Consider the following 16,021-nt stretch of genomic DNA (forward strand, 5'->3'; position numbering starts at 1 on the left):
AATAGAAATAGCCACCTCATTGAGGTGGCTATTTTATTTTTATGAAATTAGGATTAAAATTATTTCTTTCTAAAAACCAATATAATGATGCAACCAGCTGTAAAAATAGATAACAAATAGCCAATCCAAGAAAGTAACGGCATATCCAAAACTATGGGACGAACAGTCGTATTCGCAAGCATACTTGCTCCAATTCCAAAAGCTAAAGTAAGAATAGCTAAAACAAGTTTATTGATACTATCTTTTATTAATTTCTGAATATTATCTATTTGGTCAATCTTGAAGTTTAAAGCCAATTTATCATTGTTTACTTTTTCAATTAATTTTAAGGTGTCTTCTGGTAAATCGTTGATTAAATCTTGAATATCTTTGAAATTATCAATTGCTTTTTTACTCAAATATTTTGGATGAAATTTTTGTCGAGCCAATTTTACCGCATACGGACGCATTGAACGTTGTACATTAAGATCAGCATGTAATTGTTGTCCAATTCCTTCTATAAGTGCAATTCCGCGTAGTAAAATGTAAACATATTCGGGTAATAAAACATGATTTCGTTGCAGAATATGATTGAATTTTTTGATGATGATTTGAACTTCTATCGTATCAACAGTATTGTATTCTAAATAATCGAAAATATCTGCAATATCACGTTCTAATTGTTTTTCGTTTTCGATATAATGTTTAATTGCCATTTTTTTGAGTGAACGAACAATTCGTTTCGGATTTTTTAATCCAAAATCAATCACTACATTTTCTAAAGCTTCTTTTTCGTTGATGGCTAAAATTCCCATCGAACCAAAATCTATAAAAGCTAAACGTCCATCTTTTAAAATAAAAATATTTCCGGGATGTGGATCAGCATGAAAAAATCCATCATCAAGTAATTGTTTCAAATAAATATCAAAACCTTTCTGTACGATTTTTTTCGGGTCAACTCCTAAAGCTTCTAACTGTTCAACATCATTTACCTTGAAACCTTCTATGAATTCCATGCAAAGAAAATTGTTGTTCGAATAATCTTCGTACGTTTTTGGCACATAAACATCTTTACTATTCTCGAAGTTTTTCCTGAATCGTTCAATATTTTGAAATTCATTAGTTAATGAAAGTTCTTTCAGAATTGAATTTTCAAATGATTTTTCGATTTCAGAAATGAATAATTTTTGAAGTTTCTCATATTTTTTTTCCAAAAAATGAACAATATCTCGAATCAGGGCTAAATCAGATTCAATTATTTTCTGAATATTAGATCGTTTTACTTTGAAAACAACTTTTTCACCATTTAATAAAGTTGCGCGATAAACTTGCGAAATACTTGCTGCAGCAAAAGGTTGTTCTTCTATAAAAAGAAAATGTTCGTCAGGTTCTATTCCAAATTCGTCTCTAATTTTTTGTTTGATGTCAATTTCTTCTGGCGGAACATTATCTTGTAATTTTTTTAGTTCTTCAACCAAAGATTCGGGAACCAAATCTTTTCGATTACTCAATAATTGTCCAAATTTTATATAGGTCGGACCAAGTTCTTCCAAAGCCATTCGGAAACGTTGATTGAATGATTGGTTGAAAAATTCGTTGTTTTGGTCAGAATGAAATAAATCGTTTCCGCGAGAAAGAATTTCTTCAAAACCATATTTAGAAACGACTTTTACGATTTTAGAAAATCGTTTTATTTTCTTTAGACTATCCATAAAGTTGAGATTCGATTACAAGTTACGAATAAACAAGTGTGTAATTTCTTTATAAAATCTTAAATTTCTTTGAGTTGAATCTAAAATTATTCCAAATATTAAAATATAATTGTTTATCTTTGCACTCGCTAAAATGGTTTAGGAATCAAGCGATTAATTATTAAGTTAAACATCTCTCGGTCATTTATTTGCATTTGAAGATTCCGAAATAAAATAGATTGAGATACAAATTTTTAGAATTATGTCTAAAGAAACAAAACAAGAGGAGGTACAAGAAGTTGTATTAAACACTCCAGTATTAGATGCGTCTGCTAATGCAAACGTAGCGCCAGAATCATTTGATTGGGAATCTTTCGAATCAGGATTAAACGAAGAAGATCGTAAAGAAAAAGCTGAATTAGAGCAAATGTACGATACAACTTTAGAAGACTTACATGAGAATGAAGTATTCAAAGGACAAGTTGTACGTATTACAGATAAAGAAGCTATCGTAGATATCAACTTCAAATCAGAAGGTGTTATTTCATTAAACGAATTCCGTTACAACTCAGACTTGAAAGTTGGGGATATTGTTGAAGTAATGGTTGATCAACGTGAAGATAAAAATGGTCAATTAATTTTATCTCACAAAAAAGCTCGTACATTAAATGCATGGGATGCTGTTAATAAAGCACACGATTCTCAAGAAATCGTTAACGGTTACATCAAAGCTCGTACTAAAGGTGGTATGATCGTTGACGTATTCGGAATTGAAGCTTTCTTACCAGGTTCTCAAATCGATGTTAAACCAATCCGTGATTACGAACAATTCGTAGGAAAAACTATGGAGTTCAAAGTTGTTAAAATCAACCCAGAATTCAAAAACGTAGTAGTTTCTCACAAAGCGTTAATCGAGGCTGATATCGAAGTTCAGAAAAAAGAAATCGTTGCTCAATTAGAGAAAGGACAAGTATTAGAAGGTGAAGTTAAAAACATCACATCTTACGGTGTATTCGTAGACTTAGGAGGTGTTGACGGTTTAATCCACATTACTGACTTATCTTGGTCTCGTATCAATCACCCATCTGAAATCTTAGAAGATGGACAAAAAATCAACGTTGTAATCTTAGATTTCGACGAAGATAAATCTCGTATCCAATTAGGTATTAAGCAATTAGAAGCTCATCCATGGGATGCTTTAGATGCTGATATCAAAGTTGGTGATAAAGTTAAAGGAAAAGTAGTTGTTTTAGCTGACTACGGTGCATTCGTTGAGGTTGCTCCAGGTGTAGAAGGTTTAATCCACGTTTCTGAAATGTCATGGTCTACTCACTTACGTTCTGCTCAAGATTTCGTAAAAGTAGGTGATGAGGTTGAAGCAGTAGTTTTAACTTTAGATAGAGAAGAAAGAAAAATGTCTTTAGGTATCAAACAATTAACTCCAGATCCTTGGACAGATATTACAACTAAATACCCAGTAGGTTCTACTCACAAAGGTAAAGTTCGTAACTTCACTAACTTCGGTGTATTCGTAGAATTAGAAGAAGGTGTTGACGGATTAATCTACATCTCTGACTTATCTTGGACTAAGAAAATCAAACACCCATCAGAATTCTGTGCAGTTGATGATATCTTAGACGTAGTAGTTTTAGAATTAGACGTAGAAGCTCGTCGTTTATCTTTAGGTCACAAACAATTAACTGAAAATCCATGGGATCAGTACGAAGCTAAATATGCAGTAGGTACAGTTCACACAGGAGTTGCAGTTGATGTATTTGACAAAGGTGCTACAGTTCAATTTGAAGATGCTGACGTTGAAGCTTTCGCTCCAGCTCGTACATTAGAGAAAGAAGACGGATCTCGTATCAAAAAAGGTGAAGAAACATCTTTCAAAGTTATCGAGTTTAACAAAGAATTCCGTCGTGTAGTAGTTTCTCACACAGCAACTTTCCGTGAGGAAGAAGTTAAAGCTGAGAGATCATCTAACAACAATAACAACAACAACAATTCATCTAACACGATCGAAACTTCTACATTAGGAGATATTGATTCATTAGCTGCATTGAAAAAGAAAATGGAAGAAGGAGGAAACTAATTCTCTAACCGAAATTTTTAAATAACATAAGCTGTCCAGTAATGGGCAGCTTTTTTTATGAATAATGATTAAATATATTTAGTATAAAAATGAATTTAATTTATGGTTTAAAATCATATCAAGAATAACGTACAATTTTTGATGTATTTTTTGAATATTATTCAAAATAGTCTTAATTTTGCAGTCGAAATGGAAAAGATAGAATTTAATTTAGATGCTACTGATTTGAAAATCATGCGATTAATGCAAGATAATGCACGTATTAACAATGCAGATATCGCAAGAGAATTGAGAATGGCACCTTCTGGAATATTAGAACGTGTGAAAAAGCTTGAAAATAAACAAGTTATTTTGGCTTATCACGCAAAAATAAATCCAGTGGCAGTTGGACAAAAATTACTTTCGTATATGTTTATCAAAACCGTAGATATTATCGGTGATGAAACAGTAGGAAGACAACTTGCCGAAATTCCAGAAGTTTTAGAGGTTCATGATATTGCTGGAGAAGATGGTTATCTAATCAAAGTGAGAACTTCTGATAACGAAGGTTTGGTGGAATTGATGCGCAAACATTTGAGTAAAATTGGCGGAATCACTTCTACGCGTACAACTATAGTTTTACAAACAATAAAAGAAGAACAAAATATCGTTATACCAACGATTTAAAAAATAGAGATTGAATGAAAGGGAATCAACCAAGTAAGTGGCTGATTATTGCAGCATATTTCGTGGTTTATGTAGTTTGGGGATCAACTTATTTTTTTATAGATAAGGCTTTGCATGGTTTTAGTCCGTTTATTTTGGGTTCGTTTCGCTTTATTGCGGCGAGCACAATGTTGATGGGATATTGTAAGTTGAAAGGTTACAAGCTGTGGGATAAACAAATTGTGAAACAATGTATGTTTACAGGTTTTATGTTGTTGTTTATTGATATGGCTGGGATTATTTGGTCCGAACAATTTTTACCAAGTGGAATTGTTGCAATTATGGCAGCATCGGCAGCAATTTGGTTTATTGTCTTAGATAAACCGAAATGGAAACAAAATTTTTCAAGTATTCCTACGATTTTAGGTGTTTTGTTAGGTTTTGTTGGAGTTCTGATGTTATTCTATGAACAAACAACCACTGTGCACGCAGATGCAGATCAGCAGTTCTTAAATATGATTGGGTTGATTGTTCTGATCTTTTGTTCGATTGCTTGGACGTTAGGTTCTTTGTATTCAAAATATGTAACAGAAAAGCAGAAAAAAGAAGTTACAAAGCCAAAAGAAGATTTGAACATCATGGTCAAAACGGCTTGGCAAATGATTACTGCTGGTGTTTTGTTTAATACAGTTGCAATCTTCAATGGAGAATATGCTAATTTCAATTTTGCGAATGTTGCGATAGAAGATTGGTTGGCAATGGCTTATTTAACAACTTTTGGCTCTATTCTTGCTTTTGGTTCTTACGTTTGGTTGTTGCAATATCGACCAGCTGTGGAAGTTTCTACTTATGCGTATGTAAACCCTATTGTAGCCGTTGCATTGAGTTATTTTTTTACAGATGATGTCGTAACTCATTTGCAAATTTACGGTTTGGCAGTAATTTTGTTCAGTGTTTTATTAATGAACTGGAATCTTTATAAAAACACGAAATTAGTTCAAAAAATTCTGCATTTTGTTTCTCGTAAACATTATGCGCATTAAATATTATGATGATTATTAATAAGAAAGCTTCTCGATTTCGAGAAGCTTTTTTTGTATTATTGAGTTTTAAAATTAATAATTAATTCATTGTTGTCTAATTTTAATGGGTAGCCATCTTCTGATTTGAAACCATTTGAAATTACAAATTCATATTCTTTAGTTGGAGTTAATTCCATAGTTATTACGAATGTAGTGTTATCATTAGAGAAATTGATTTTTGTAAACTTAGGACTATACTCTTTTCCTTTTTTTGAGAATCTTATTGAATATTCTTTTGGATTCATTGGTTTAGAAAATATAATTTTAAATTCTTTGATAGATGAATCTATATTTGTTGAACCATTTTCGAAAGGCTCAATTTTTATGATATAAGGTTGTTTTTTTTCGTATTCTTTTATTAATTGATCTTTATCAAAACCTTCTTCGTAAAAACCAGATTTTCTTAGAAAATTTTCAACTTCTTTTTCATCTTGATAATTCAGTTCAATAATATCTTTTATCGCTTGTTTTTTATTTTTAGCTTGATTGTAATATGATTTACATATTTCATATCCAATAAAATATCCCAGATCAGCAGCTTCACCCTTTTGTCCTCCATTGTATAACCAATTTGAAAAATCATCTATAAACATCTCTTCTTTAAATTGTTTTTTCAAATCATCGAAGTGCTGTTTTCCATAAAAAATATATTGTTTTTCAATTGGTTCTCCTAAAACAAGCTCTGTAATAAAATCGCACGAACCTTCTTTTAGGGTATGGTGTAATAATGAGTTGTTTTCATTTGGTTTTTGTTGTGTGTGTACATATTCATGAATATTTAGTGAAATAATATTATCAAGTGATTGCTTCGCAAAAACATTTTTTAGCCAATCATTTTCAAATTCTGAAACATCTGTTTTTGGAATTCCTGTAGCGATTTCAGAACCAACTAAAACCATATTTTCATATAAAGTTCCACCTGAACGCAAGCCACCAATTGTAAAATACATTTCTCCTTCTTTTAGCTCAGGATATAGTTTTTTTAGTTTTTTTACAGCTTTAGTTAATTCTTTTGTTTTATTTTTTATGGTAAGTGTATTAGGTCTAATAGAATTCCAAAACTTAGGATAATTATCAATAAGTTTAATATAAAGAGTATCATTATAATCTCTTACTTTCATAAAGGATTTTAAACCTTTTGTCCCTTTATCAATGTATAAAGTATTAATGAATTTTATTTTTTGTGAATAATTATTTGTAGTTTGAATACTATCAAAAGCTATCCAGAAATTATCTATATCAGAAGTGTAAATTTTATTAGCTATTGAATTTTGTCCAAATGAAATACTCGTAAGAATAAAAAATATTAAAGCTAAAGTTTTATTTTGCATATTGTGTTTTTATATGAGATGTCAATTTAATCAAAAAGTTACAAAATGATTCAAAAAAAAAAGCAGCTCTTCTCAGAACTGCTTTTGTATATTGTGATGAATTATTTCTTACAATTTAGTACATTTTACAATTTCCAAACCGTATTGCGTCGTATGTGGTTCTTCTAAAGTGCGTGTAATCAAATTCATTTTTTGGATGCCTAAATCTTTGATGATTTGAGAGCCAATTCCGTGATCTTTTTCATCGGCTGGTAAAACACCTGATTTAGATTTTCCTTCAGAAAAACTTTTGAAAATCTCTAATTTTTGTTCAATCAACTCAGAACTTTGAATGTTATTAATAAAAATTACAACACCTTTTTCTTCTTCATTGATGATGTTCATTGTTTTTTCTAACAATGGTGTTTCGCCGTTTTGTAAAGCGCTAAACAAATCATAGTAGCTATTTGTCGATTTTACACGAACTGGAACTACATCATCTTTTGTCCATTTTCCTTTTTTCAAAGCGAAGTGAACTTGATTATTTGTTGTTTGTTGATAAGCGATTAATTCATATTCTCCGAATCTTGTTTTTGCAGGAAATTGCTCGATACGTTTTACCAAGGATTCATTTTCTAATCGGTAAGCAATCAAATCTTCAATCGAAACAATTTTAAGATCAAATTTCTTTGCAATCTCTAACAATTCTGGCAAGCGAGCCATTTCTCCATCTTCTTTCAAGATTTCGACAATACATCCAGCAGGATAATATCCTGCCATGCGTGCCAAATCAACAGCAGCTTCTGTATGTCCCATTCGAACCAAAACTCCACCATCTTTTGCAATTAATGGGAAAATATGTCCTGGTTTTCCTAAATCATCTGGATTTGTATTTTCGTCAATTAAAGCTTGAATAGTTTTAGAACGATCAGAAGCCGAAATTCCTGTCGTACATCCGTGACCTTGTAGATCCACAGAAACCGTAAAATTAGTTTCGTAAATTGCAGTATTGTGCCCAACCATAAGGTCCAAACCTAATGCTTTACATCTTTGTTGTGTAAGTGGTGTACAAACTAATCCGCGTCCGTGCGTAACCATAAAGTTAATAACTTCTGGCGTTGCAAATTCGGCGATACATAGGAAATCTCCTTCATTTTCACGATCTTCATCGTCAACTACAATGATAACTTTTCCTTGTTTTAAATCTTCTAAAGCTTCTTCAATTGTGTTTAATTGAGATGATCTATTTTCCATTGTTTTATGTTATTGATAACGAGAATGCTCCTCGTTTTTGTTTGTTTTCTTAAACTTATTAAAGTATTTTACAATTGGATCAACGTAAATACTGATATCAAATAATCCAGAATCTTGATTGGCTTTGTAACTAAACAAAATAGAGAACGGAAGCGCAATAATATTAGCTGCCCAAGCGGCAAAAGTTGGATCTAATTTTCCGTTTTTCGCCATATTTTCTGCCGAGAAATTAAGAATGAAATAAATAACGAAAATGATAATTGAGATGACAACTGGCATTCCAATTCCTCCTTTTTTTACGATTGCACCTAATGATGATCCAATCAAAAAGAAAATAATACATGTTACTGCATACGAGAAATTTCGTTGGTAATGAATATTTACTTTTGAATATAACTTTTCTCTGTTTACAATTTCTTGTTCAGAAAACGTCATATTTTCTTGATCACGATTTACCATTTGTATAGCTTGATTAAGCACTTGATCTTGTTCTTGACGATTTCGCTCTTTCAAGTCAAAAATCATATTTGTTTTTACCGTATCAATATCTTTTATTTTGATTGAATAGAAATAGTTTTGATTAAACATATTCGTTTTCAAATCTTTGTAATACTTCTTATAATCTGTGTTTAATGAATCGATAAGATGTCTTAAACCTTTTCCGTCCAAATATTTATAAGAGTTTCCTGGGTCTTCGTCTTTACCAGAATTTAAAATATCCGAAATGTCAATATAATAGTTTAATGTATCAAATTTAGTATATTGATTTTCTTGACGTTTGCGTTGATCAAAGTTTTTATTTTTGATATTATCGGTATAAGCAATTCCATCAAAAAGTTCCATTTTTAGATAATGATTATCGTTTTTGTCTGGCGCAAGATTTCCTCTTTTAGAAATAATTGTCATCGTATTTTCACCAAACGGTGCATTTTGATGAACAAAAACATCTTCTAATTTTTCTGAATTTTCACCCGAAACTTTATTTATTTTCATTTGAAATCCTGGAACGGTTTCGATAAAAACGCCTTCTTTCATACTTACCGTTGGTTTGGTTTGTAAGATATTGAAGTACATTGTTCGCGCTTTTTGTTGGGAATAAGGCATTACTTTGTCCCCGAAAAAATACAATCCGACAGACATTAAAGCAACTAACGTAAACAATGGTGCAAGGATTCTGGTAAGTGAAATTCCAGACGCTTTCATTGCAGCTAATTCGTATCGTTCTCCAAAACCTCCCATGGTCATGATAGACCCCAAAAGGATTGTAAGCGGTAATACAAGCTGAATAACGTTAATTCCTAACCAAAAAAGTAATTCGGTAATAGTGTACCATTCTAAACCTTTTCCAACAAATTTTTCCATTTGTTGCCATGCAAATTGCACGATAAAGATGAAAAATAGAACACTAAATATGAAAAAAAATGGACCTAAAAAGGTCTTGATTATATACCAGTCAAGTTTTTTTAACATTGATTATAATTGAGTAATCATATAGCCTTGCGACTTATATTTCTTTTGGTCAAAGTTAAAGTAACTTTTGTGAATAAGTAAATTTTGAACGTAATCTTTTACAATGATTGATGTTGTATCACCATTTTTACCATATTCCTTGTAATCGTAGATTTCATTATTCGCTGTATTGACTCCTAAAACCGAATATTTGATTGTTGAAGTTTTAGTTGGAGTTAATTTTATATACTGAATTGTTTTTCCTCCAACCGTTTTTTTATCTGTTAAAGCGTAGGTGAAATTAGTACGATACGTGTTCAAAACTTTAGTTGGTGTTAAGAAATCATCTGTGTTAGATGCATCAGAAATAGTTACTTCTTTGTCATCTTTTGCAATTGTATATAATTTTGTTCCTGTAAAAATTTGGTTGATATCGCCTACATTCAAGTTAAATTTTTGCTTCATTGCAAAAACTTCTCCCGAACGACTTGTTGATTTTCCATTTGCATTATGGCTAAAATCAAATTTGATGTAATACGAGTTTGCGTTGGTATATTTAGCGTAAACTTTGTCTAAGATTTGTTTTGCTGATTGAGCGTTTAATGTTCCAACCCCTACTAATAAGAGTATGAAAGAATAGATTATCTTTTTCATACAATTTAATTTTCTATCTGTTTTTAATAAATTTTAGTTCAAATTATTCAACAACTGTTCCAAACTCATGTCATCTTGTATCAATACCTGTCTTGCTTTACTTCCTTCGAAAGGACCAACAATTCCAGCAGCTTCCAATTGATCAATTAATCGTCCGGCGCGATTATATCCTAATTTTAATTTTCGTTGTAATAAAGACGCGGAACCTTGTTGATTCATTACAATTAATCGTGCAGCATCTTCAAAAAGTACATCACGATCAGATAAATCAATATCTAAATTAGATCCACCTTCTTCACCAACATATTCTGGTAAATGCATTGCATCTGGATAACCACGTTGTTCACCAATAAATTCGGTGATTTTATCGACTTCTGGTGTATCAACAAACGCACATTGTAAGCGAATTAATTCGTTTCCAGTGGTGTACAACATATCACCTTTACCAATTAATTGATCGGCTCCTTGCGAATCTAAAATCGTTCTCGAATCGATTTTTGACGTTACACGGAAAGCGACACGTCCTGGGAAATTGGCTTTAATTGTTCCTGTAATCACATTTACAGACGGACGTTGAGTTGCAACAATCAAGTGAATACCAACAGCACGAGCCAACTGAGCTAAACGAGCAATCGGTAATTCAACTTCTTTACCAGCTGTCATAATCAAATCTGCAAACTCATCCACGATTAATACAATATATGGTAAGAATCTGTGACCAGCTTCTGGATTTAATTTACGTTGTTTGAACTTCGCGTTATATTCTTTGATATTTCGAACGAAAGCATTTTTCAATAATTCGTAACGATCATCCATTTCAATACAAAGTGAATTTAACGTGTTAATTACTTTTGTATTATCTGTGATAATTGCTTCTTCCGAATCTGGTAATTTTGCTAAATAATGACGCTCGATTTTAGAATATAAAGTAAGCTCAACTTTCTTTGGATCGACCATCACAAATTTTAATTCAGATGGATGTTTTTTATAGATTAACGAAGCGATAATTGCATTCAAACCAACCGATTTACCTTGTCCCGTTGCACCAGCCATCAACAAATGAGGCATTTTTGCTAAATCGGCAACAAAGGTTTCGTTCGTAATTGTTTTCCCGAAAGCAATTGGCAATTCCATATCAGCATTTTGGAACTTTTGCGAAGCAATTACCGAATGCATGGAAACCATCGAAGGATTAGAATTTGGAACCTCAATACCAATTGTTCCTTTTCCAGGAATCGGCGCAATAATACGAATACCAAGCGCAGCCAAACTTAAGGCAATATCGTCCTCAAGATTTTTGATTTTAGAAATACGAACACCAGCTTTTGGTACAATTTCGTACAATGTAACTGTAGGACCGATTGTTGCAGAAATTTCATCGATTCCGATTCCATAGTTTCCTAAGGTTTCGACAATTCTATTTTTGTTCGTTTCTAATTCTTTTTGATCAATTAAGGTATTTCCGTTGTCATATTTTTTTAACAATGAAATAGGAGGAAATTGATAATTTGGTAAATCTAAACGTTGATTGTATTCACCTTGCTCTTGTACCAATCGAGCAGAAGTCGCTTCAAATTCTTCTTCTTCATCAACGTGTTGAACTTTTAATTCTAATCCATTTTCAGAAGAGTTTTGAGTTGGTTGAATTTCTGTTTCTAAATTTTCTTCATCATTAATTGATAAAAAATCTACTTGATTATTTTCTTCCTCATCATCTGCCAAATCTTCAACCACTAATTCTGTAATATTAAGTGGAGTTTCTTCGATTGTTTCTTCCTCTTTTGGTTGATTAATTTTAAATTCTTGATGAAATGCTTCGTTTGGATTTACTTTATGAGATTGAATTGCTTCTTTCTCTTGTTGTTCTATCAATTCTAATTCTTGCGATAAACTATCTTCTTGTTGCTTTTCAGCATCTTGATTGAATTTATTTATCTTTTCTTGTTCTTCTTTTTCCTTACGTTTTCTTAATTCAAGCTGTTCTCTCTTGATTTTTTCTTGCTCTTTTTCTATGCGCTCAATTTCTTTTTGTTTCGCACGTTCTTCCATTTTTTCTTGGATAGATTGATACGTCATTCGGAAATGAATGACACAATAAATCAATAAACTAACGAAAAGCAATAAAATTACACCCCATTTACCAATAAAGCTATTTAGGAAATCATTAATTTCAAATCCCATTACGCCAGAAAACATGTGTTGAGTTGGTAAAATACAACCAAAAAATATTGGCAACCAAATCATGAAGAAAATGCTTTGATAAAGCGTTGTGAAAGGCTTAATTTTTTTCCAATTTGTAGCAACTTTAACTCCTAAGAGAATAAAGAAGACTGGGACAAAAAATGAAACAATTCCGATTCCTTGCAAAATGAATGTTTCACCTAATAATGCGCCAAACTTCCCGAAAATATTTTCGGCGGTTTGACTTTTATCTAATAAATCAGAGATTTGGCTCTGATCCATAAAACCATTAAAAAAATAAGAAATAAACGAAGCTAATAGTAATAAACCGATTACTAAAAACAGTATACCTATAATTGTTTTGACGATTTGTTTTTTAGGAGTTTTTGGTGTTTCCTGTGTGTTTTTTATAGCCATTTTAAGGTTGAGTATAATTGAAGCAAAAATAATAAATCTAAAAGTACGAATCTAACGAAAAGTATTTAATTTTATATAAAATGATAAAGACTAAGATGATTTAATTTTTTTTTATGATGAATACAGAAAGCCCTTTTTTTATTTTATCCTTATTATTTGGTCTAATATTTATAATTATGGGAATTGTACAATTAATTTTTCCTGCAAAAAATATTAATCCATTATATGGTTATAGGTCAAACTTATCAATGAAAAATATTGAGAATTGGAATTTTGCACAAAAATATTCCAGAAAAATTATGTTTTATTTTGGAGTAATTTTTTTATTAATTGCCTTATCAGGACTTTTATTTGAAATAAATTACATCTTTGCTTCAATTATTTCACTAGGTTGTATGACTACCTTTTGTTTTTTAACATTCGTTTTGACAGAAAAAAAATTAAAAAAAATGAATAGATTTAATTCTTAAAATTATAACCATTATATTTGCCAATAGTATGGAAAATTTTGTTGTTTCAGCCAGAAAATATCGCCCGTTAAATTTTGAAGATGTAGTTGGACAAGCGTCTATTACAAATACTTTGGAGCAAGCGATAAAGTCAAATCAATTGCCACAAGCTCTTTTATTTTGTGGACCAAGAGGTGTTGGAAAAACAACATGTGCTCGAATTTTAGCACGTAAAATCAACGAAGAAAATGGAGTAGAAGGCGATCAAGATTTTGCTTTCAATATTTTTGAGTTGGATGCGGCATCTAATAATTCGGTTGATGATATCAGAAATTTAATCGATCAAGTACGTATTGTTCCTCAAATTGGGAAATATCGTGTCTACATTATTGATGAGGTTCATATGTTGTCAACAGCTGCTTTCAATGCGTTTCTGAAAACCTTAGAAGAGCCACCAGCGCACGCTATTTTCATTTTGGCAACTACAGAAAAACATAAAATTATTCCTACTATTCTTTCTCGTTGTCAGATTTATGATTTCAAACGAATTGGAGTTGAAGACATCAAAGGGCATTTGAAAAATGTTGCTGAAAAAGAACAAGTAACTTTTGAAGATGATGCATTGCATTTGATTGCTCAAAAAGCAGATGGTGCGTTACGCGATTCTTTATCAATCTTTGATAGAATGTCAACTTTTACCAATAAAAATTTGACCTATTCTTCAGTAGCAGAAAACTTGAATGTATTAGATTACGATTATTACTTCAAGATGACAGACGCGTGTTTGGAAAATGATATTCCGCAAGCGATGTTGCAATTGAATGATATTTTGAACAAAGGTTTTGATGCACATTTATTTATTTGCGGTTTGGGCGCTCATTTCCGAGATTTATTGATGGCGAAAACAGCTAATACAGTAAGTTTGTTGGAAGTTGGTGAGCGTATAAAAGCAAAATATTTGGAGCATGCACAAAAATGTTCAGCAACGTTTTTATTTGGAGCAATTGAAATTTGTAATGAGGCCGATTTAAACTACAAATCGAGTAAGAATCCTCGTTTAACAGTTGAAATTGCATTGATGCAATTGGCTTCGTTAACGGCAGAAGAAAACGGGCTTAAAAAAAAAAGTATAGGATAGTTCCGCCAACGTTTTATTTTTCTGAACAACAAACTTCTAAAATTGAAGTTCTTCAAATTCAGCAAAATAATTCTATTCCTCAAAATGGACAAACTTCACAACAGGTAAATACGCAACACGTTAAAACTTCGATTTCAGAAGAAGTCAAAGAATATACGCGTGCTTCAAAACCGATTAGAACAAATGGTAATTCGTCGTTTAGTCTTAAGATGGCTTTGCCTGGAGCAAAAGTAGAAGAACATCAAGAGGAGATTTTACGAAATGATTTGCCTCGAGAAAAGTTTACATTGGATCAAGTAAAAGAAGGCTGGAAAAGATTTTTGGATCGATTAAAAATCGAACATAATATTCCGTCCTATAATGCTTTGATGACAACTGAACTTGGCTTGGAAGGTGATGAAATTATTTTCGAATTTACTTCTCATTCATCGGAACAAGAATTTGAGGAATACCGTGATCGAATCAGAAATAGTTTGAGAGCATTCCTTAAGAATCACTATTTTAGTATTCAAATTAAGTTTTCTGAGAAGGAAGCAACGAATCATATCTTATCAAACAAAGAAAAATTTGAGAAATTATCAGATAAAAACCCGATTTTGTTAAAATTAAAAGAAGAATTTGGTTTAGATTTGTATGATTAATGAAAGTTTCTTATTAAACTTGCAATAAATTTTTATAAATAATGAAAAAAGTTCTTTTAGGGATTTTTGTTGTTGCGTCGTTAGTGTCTTGTAACAAAGGAAAATCTGTAGACAAATTAGAAAGCGAAGATCAAAAAGCTTCTTATGCTTTCGGAACTGGTCTTGGTGAGCAAATCAAAGGTCTTGGAGGACGTTTAGTTGAAACTGATAGTATCAACTACGATCAATTAGAAAAAGGGATCCGCGATTACTTAAAAGCAGGTAAAGAAGGTAGAGAATCTTACGCGATTGGTCAACAAGTTGGTCAGCAAATTGAGACGGTTATTAACCAACAACAATTAGATCAAATGGACAAGGATATTATTGTTCAAGGGATTATGGATGTTGTACGTCACAAAAAATTGTTGATTACACAAGAAGCGGGAATGGGAATTTTAGATACGTATGCAAAAAATCACCAACAAAACTTGGTTAAGAAAAATGCAGACGAGTCTAAAAAATTAGTAGACGAGAAGAAAAAAACTTCTGGTGCTAAAACAACTGCTTCTGGATTAGTTTATGTTGTAGAAAAAGAAGGAACAGGTGCTAAACCAAACATTAATAGTATTGTTAAAGTAAAATATACTGGTAAAATTTTAGCTACTGGTAAAACTTTTGACAGTACAGATAAAAACCCTGAAGCTAAAGGAGGTGTAGAATTTCCTTTGAACCAAGTTATTCCAGGATGGTCAGAAGGTTTACAATTAATGTCTAAAGGATCTAAATACAAATTCTATATTCCAGCTAACTTAGGTTACGGTGAAATGGGAGCTCCTGGAGGACAAATTGGACCAAACCAAGCATTAGAGTTCGAAGTAGAATTAGTAGACTTTAAAGAAGGTCAACCAGCGCCACAAGGTCAACCAGGTGCGCAAGGAGGACAAGGTTTATCTGAAGAGCAAATTAAAGAATTACAAAAACAATTCGAAGCTCAAGCACAACAAGGTAAATAATCATCGATTAGATATAACAAAAAAATCCACTCAATTGAGTGGAT

General features: G+C 31.7%; 13 protein-coding genes. 7 read left to right on the forward strand and 6 right to left on the reverse strand.

Going from position 1 to position 16,021, the window contains the following annotated elements; translation table 11 throughout:
- Positions 1 to 59: 59 nt before the first annotated feature.
- Positions 60 to 1,691, reverse strand: coding sequence for an ABC1 kinase family protein (locus tag B3I31_RS00190; protein ID WP_221854521.1), 1,632 nt, complete (start codon positions 1,689 to 1,691; stop codon positions 60 to 62).
- Between the two features lie 241 nt (positions 1,692 to 1,932).
- On the opposite strand from B3I31_RS00190, the gene rpsA reads away from it, so the two are divergent.
- The 3 genes from rpsA (at position 1,933) to B3I31_RS00205 (ending at position 5,453) form a co-directional block, all read left to right on the forward strand.
- A complete protein-coding gene (gene rpsA, locus B3I31_RS00195; RefSeq protein WP_291060254.1) occupies positions 1,933 to 3,765 on the forward strand; it encodes a 30S ribosomal protein S1 in 1,833 nt (610 codons plus the stop codon).
- A gap of 189 nt (positions 3,766 to 3,954) precedes the next feature.
- Positions 3,955 to 4,431, forward strand: coding sequence for an Lrp/AsnC family transcriptional regulator (locus B3I31_RS00200; protein WP_291060256.1), 477 nt, complete (start codon positions 3,955 to 3,957; stop codon positions 4,429 to 4,431).
- Positions 4,432 to 4,445: 14 nt separating this feature from the next.
- Positions 4,446 to 5,453: an EamA family transporter gene (locus B3I31_RS00205; protein ID WP_221854523.1), complete on the forward strand. Its 1,008-nt coding sequence runs from the start codon at positions 4,446 to 4,448 to the stop codon at positions 5,451 to 5,453.
- A gap of 56 nt (positions 5,454 to 5,509) precedes the next feature.
- Here the strand turns inward: B3I31_RS00205 and B3I31_RS00210 are convergent, their stop codons facing one another.
- The 5 genes from B3I31_RS00210 to B3I31_RS00230 form a co-directional block, all read right to left on the reverse strand.
- On the reverse strand, positions 5,510 to 6,823 hold the full coding sequence (locus tag B3I31_RS00210) for an Ig-like domain-containing protein (RefSeq protein WP_219034404.1): 1,314 nt from the start codon (positions 6,821 to 6,823) through the stop codon (positions 5,510 to 5,512).
- Positions 6,824 to 6,931: 108 nt separating this feature from the next.
- The gene (gene ribB / locus B3I31_RS00215) at positions 6,932 to 8,056 is read right to left on the reverse strand and encodes a 3,4-dihydroxy-2-butanone-4-phosphate synthase (protein WP_291047230.1); all 1,125 of its coding nucleotides are present in this window, start codon (positions 8,054 to 8,056) and stop codon (positions 6,932 to 6,934) included.
- Between the two features lie 9 nt (positions 8,057 to 8,065).
- On the reverse strand, positions 8,066 to 9,526 hold the full coding sequence (locus tag B3I31_RS00220) for an LptF/LptG family permease (protein ID WP_291047232.1): 1,461 nt from the start codon (positions 9,524 to 9,526) through the stop codon (positions 8,066 to 8,068).
- A gap of 3 nt (positions 9,527 to 9,529) precedes the next feature.
- Positions 9,530 to 10,159: a LolA family protein gene (locus tag B3I31_RS00225; protein ID WP_221854525.1), complete on the reverse strand. Its 630-nt coding sequence runs from the start codon at positions 10,157 to 10,159 to the stop codon at positions 9,530 to 9,532.
- Positions 10,160 to 10,192: 33 nt separating this feature from the next.
- Positions 10,193 to 12,757 carry an FtsK/SpoIIIE family DNA translocase gene (locus tag B3I31_RS00230; protein WP_291047234.1) on the reverse strand — a complete coding sequence of 855 codons (2,565 nt, stop codon included), beginning with the start codon at positions 12,755 to 12,757 and terminating at the stop codon, positions 10,193 to 10,195.
- A 113-nt stretch (positions 12,758 to 12,870) separates the two neighbouring features.
- Here B3I31_RS00230 and B3I31_RS00235 point away from each other — a divergent pair, with 113 nt between their 5' ends.
- The 4 genes from B3I31_RS00235 (at position 12,871) to B3I31_RS00250 (ending at position 15,977) form a co-directional block, all read left to right on the forward strand.
- Entirely contained in the window at positions 12,871 to 13,227 is a 357-nt protein-coding gene (locus B3I31_RS00235; RefSeq protein WP_286495544.1) for an SdpI family protein, read from the forward strand.
- Positions 13,228 to 13,255: 28 nt separating this feature from the next.
- Positions 13,256 to 14,344 carry a DNA polymerase III subunit gamma/tau gene (gene dnaX, locus B3I31_RS00240; RefSeq protein WP_115001827.1) on the forward strand — a complete coding sequence of 363 codons (1,089 nt, stop codon included), beginning with the start codon at positions 13,256 to 13,258 and terminating at the stop codon, positions 14,342 to 14,344.
- A 209-nt stretch (positions 14,345 to 14,553) separates the two neighbouring features.
- Positions 14,554 to 14,985: a hypothetical protein gene (locus tag B3I31_RS00245; RefSeq protein ID WP_115001825.1), complete on the forward strand. Its 432-nt coding sequence runs from the start codon at positions 14,554 to 14,556 to the stop codon at positions 14,983 to 14,985.
- 41 nt (positions 14,986 to 15,026) lie between these two features.
- Positions 15,027 to 15,977 (forward strand): FKBP-type peptidyl-prolyl cis-trans isomerase, encoded by a 951-nt coding sequence (locus B3I31_RS00250; protein ID WP_125349774.1) that lies wholly within the window; start codon positions 15,027 to 15,029, stop codon positions 15,975 to 15,977.
- The last annotated feature ends 44 nt before the right edge of the window (positions 15,978 to 16,021 follow it).

Origin of the sequence: Empedobacter sp. UBA3475 (assembly GCF_002378465.1) — a bacterium.
Classification (GTDB): Bacteria; Bacteroidota; Bacteroidia; order Flavobacteriales; family Weeksellaceae; genus Empedobacter; species Empedobacter falsenii_B.

Excerpts from the sequence above, each read along its gene's own strand:
- B3I31_RS00190 (WP_221854521.1), bottom strand. The coding sequence starts at position 1,691 with ATGGATAGTCTAAAGAAAATAAAACGATTTTCTAAAATCGTAAAAGTC.
- rpsA (WP_291060254.1), top strand. The coding sequence starts at position 1,933 with ATGTCTAAAGAAACAAAACAAGAGGAGGTACAAGAAGTTGTATTAAAC.
- B3I31_RS00200 (WP_291060256.1), top strand. The coding sequence starts at position 3,955 with ATGGAAAAGATAGAATTTAATTTAGATGCTACTGATTTGAAAATCATG.
- B3I31_RS00205 (WP_221854523.1), top strand. The coding sequence starts at position 4,446 with ATGAAAGGGAATCAACCAAGTAAGTGGCTGATTATTGCAGCATATTTC.
- B3I31_RS00210 (WP_219034404.1), bottom strand. The coding sequence starts at position 6,823 with ATGCAAAATAAAACTTTAGCTTTAATATTTTTTATTCTTACGAGTATT.
- ribB (WP_291047230.1), bottom strand. The coding sequence starts at position 8,056 with ATGGAAAATAGATCATCTCAATTAAACACAATTGAAGAAGCTTTAGAA.
- B3I31_RS00220 (WP_291047232.1), bottom strand. The coding sequence starts at position 9,526 with ATGTTAAAAAAACTTGACTGGTATATAATCAAGACCTTTTTAGGTCCA.
- B3I31_RS00225 (WP_221854525.1), bottom strand. The coding sequence starts at position 10,159 with ATGAAAAAGATAATCTATTCTTTCATACTCTTATTAGTAGGGGTTGGA.
- B3I31_RS00230 (WP_291047234.1), bottom strand. The coding sequence starts at position 12,757 with ATGGCTATAAAAAACACACAGGAAACACCAAAAACTCCTAAAAAACAA.
- B3I31_RS00235 (WP_286495544.1), top strand. The coding sequence starts at position 12,871 with ATGATGAATACAGAAAGCCCTTTTTTTATTTTATCCTTATTATTTGGT.
- dnaX (WP_115001827.1), top strand. The coding sequence starts at position 13,256 with ATGGAAAATTTTGTTGTTTCAGCCAGAAAATATCGCCCGTTAAATTTT.
- B3I31_RS00245 (WP_115001825.1), top strand. The coding sequence starts at position 14,554 with ATGGCTTTGCCTGGAGCAAAAGTAGAAGAACATCAAGAGGAGATTTTA.
- B3I31_RS00250 (WP_125349774.1), top strand. The coding sequence starts at position 15,027 with ATGAAAAAAGTTCTTTTAGGGATTTTTGTTGTTGCGTCGTTAGTGTCT.